The organism is Ensifer sp. Root558 (genome assembly GCF_001427045.1).
Taxonomy (GTDB): domain Bacteria; phylum Pseudomonadota; class Alphaproteobacteria; order Rhizobiales; family Rhizobiaceae; genus Ensifer; species Ensifer adhaerens.
Genome location: NZ_LMGC01000036.1, coordinates 339491 through 341644, shown reverse-complemented (window position 1 = coordinate 341644; position 2154 = coordinate 339491). Strand labels below are relative to the sequence as shown.

2 protein-coding genes and 1 pseudogene are annotated in these 2154 nt (G+C 64.6%); all 3 read left to right on the top strand.

Annotated elements, in window-relative coordinates:
• On the top strand, window positions 1-642 hold a 642-nt coding region (gene cysT / locus ASD63_RS31065; RefSeq protein WP_060530362.1), incomplete at its 5' end, for a sulfate ABC transporter permease subunit CysT.
• Entirely contained in the window at window positions 632-1552 is a 921-nt protein-coding gene (gene cysW, locus ASD63_RS31060) for a sulfate ABC transporter permease subunit CysW (protein WP_112773461.1), read from the top strand. The genes cysT and cysW, both read left to right, overlap by 11 nt.
• Before the next feature lie 130 nt (window positions 1553-1682).
• Window positions 1683-2154, top strand: a pseudogene (locus tag ASD63_RS36420) (ATP-binding cassette domain-containing protein); the annotation flags it as partial.

Here is a 2154-nt window from a genome sequence, read left to right as displayed (position 1 = left end):
ACGGCCTTTATCGCTGCCGTTATCAATCTCGTCTTCGGCGTCATCCTCGCCTGGGTATTGGTGCGCTACCGGTTCCCCGGCAAGCGGGTGATCGACGCCATGGTCGACCTGCCCTTTGCGCTGCCGACCGCGGTTGCCGGCATTGCGCTGACGACGCTCTATGCCCCGAACGGCTGGATCGGCCAGTTCCTGGAACCACTTGGCCTCAAGATCGCCTTCACCCCSGCCGGCATCGTCATYGCCCTGATCTTCGTCGGCCTGCCCTTCGTGGTCAGGACCGTGCAGCCGATCATGGAGGAGATCGACAAGGAAGTGGAGGAAGCYGCCGCCACCCTTGGCGCCAGCCGCTTCCAGACGATCAGCCGGGTATTGCTGCCGGGGTTGCTGCCAGCCGGCCTCACCGGCTTTGCSCTCGCCTTTGCCCGCGGTGTCGGCGAATACGGCTCGGTGATCTTCATCGCCGGCAACCTTCCTTATGTCTCCGAGATCGCGCCGCTGCTGATCGTCATCCGGCTCGAAGAGTTCAACTATGCGGCTGCGACAGCRATTGCCGCGGTCATGCTGGCGATCTCGTTTGCCATGCTGCTCCTCATCAACTCGATCCAGGCCTGGAGCCGGCGGAGATATGTCTATGTCGCATGACCTGACCGCCGCCTCAGCACCCAGTCCCGGCCTCAGTCCGGCCTCCGGCCCTCGCGCCGCCCTGCCGGAACTGGCCGCCGCCACCTCCGAAAGCCGCTTTGCCCGACTGACGCTGACGATCACGGCGCTTGCCTTCGTCGCGCTGTTTTTGCTTTTGCCGCTCGCCGCCGTCTTCACCGAGGCGCTGCGCAAGGGCGTGACGGAATTCGTGCTGGCGCTTGGCGATGCCGAAACCTTTTCSGCCATCCGCCTGACGCTGATCGTCGCCGCCATCGCCGTGCCGCTCAACCTCGTCTTCGGSGTGGCCGCCGCCTGGGCGATCGCCAAGTTCGAGTTCAAGGGCAAGGCCTTCCTGACGACGCTGATCGACCTGCCGTTCTCGGTCTCGCCGGTGATCTCCGGCCTCGTCTTCGTGCTTCTGTTCGGCTCGCACAGTGTCCTTGGTCCCTGGYTGCARAGCCACGGCATCCAGATCCTCTTTGCCGTGCCGGGCCTGGTGCTCGCCACCGTCTTCGTCACCTTCCCCTTCGTCGCCCGCGAGCTGATCCCGTTGATGCAGGAACAGGGCAGTAGCGACGAGGAGGCAGCCTTGTCTCTCGGGGCATCGGGCTGGCAGACCTTCTGGCATGTGACGCTGCCCAACATCAAATGGGGGCTGCTTTACGGCGTGCTTTTGTGCAACGCCCGCGCCATGGGCGAGTTCGGCGCCGTCTCGGTGGTSTCMGGCCATATCCGCGGCGAGACCAACACCATGCCGTTGCAGGTCGAAATCCTCTATAATGAATACAACTTCGTCGCCGCTTTCGCGGTGGCGGCGTTGCTGGCGCTGCTGGCGCTGATCACCCTGATTTTGAAGACGGCGCTGGAGATCCGCTACAGCGCCGAGATCGCCGCCAGCCGCAGGCACTGACCGGGAAAGCCGGCATTCGAAAGGTATTGTCATGGACGTGCGCGTTCACAACATCCGCAAGGAATTCGCGCCGAGATCGCCGCCAGCCGCAGGCACTGACCGGGAAAGCCGGCATTCGAAAGGTATTGTCATGGACGTGCGCGTTCACAACATCCGCAAGGAATTYGGCCGCTTCCCGGCGCTCGACGACGTCTCGCTCGACATCCGCTCCGGCGAGCTGATCGCGCTGCTCGGCCCCTCCGGCTCCGGCAAGACSACRCTTCTGCGTCTCGTTGCCGGGCTCGAAAGCCCGACCGAAGGCACGATCTTCTTCGGCGACGAGGATGCCTCGCAAAAGACCGTGCAGSAGCGCAACATCGGCTTYGTCTTCCAGCACTATGCCCTGTTCCGCCACATGACCGTGCTCGACAACGTCGCCTTCGGGCTGAAGGTGCGGCCCTCCAATCGCCGCCCGCCGTCGGCCGAGATCCGCAAGCGCGCCCTCGATCTGCTCGACCTCGTSCAGCTCTCCGGCCTCGACAAGCGCTATCCGGCGCAGCTCTCGGGCGGCCAGCGCCAGCGTGTGGCGCTCGCCCGCGCCATGGCGGTGGAACCGAACGTGC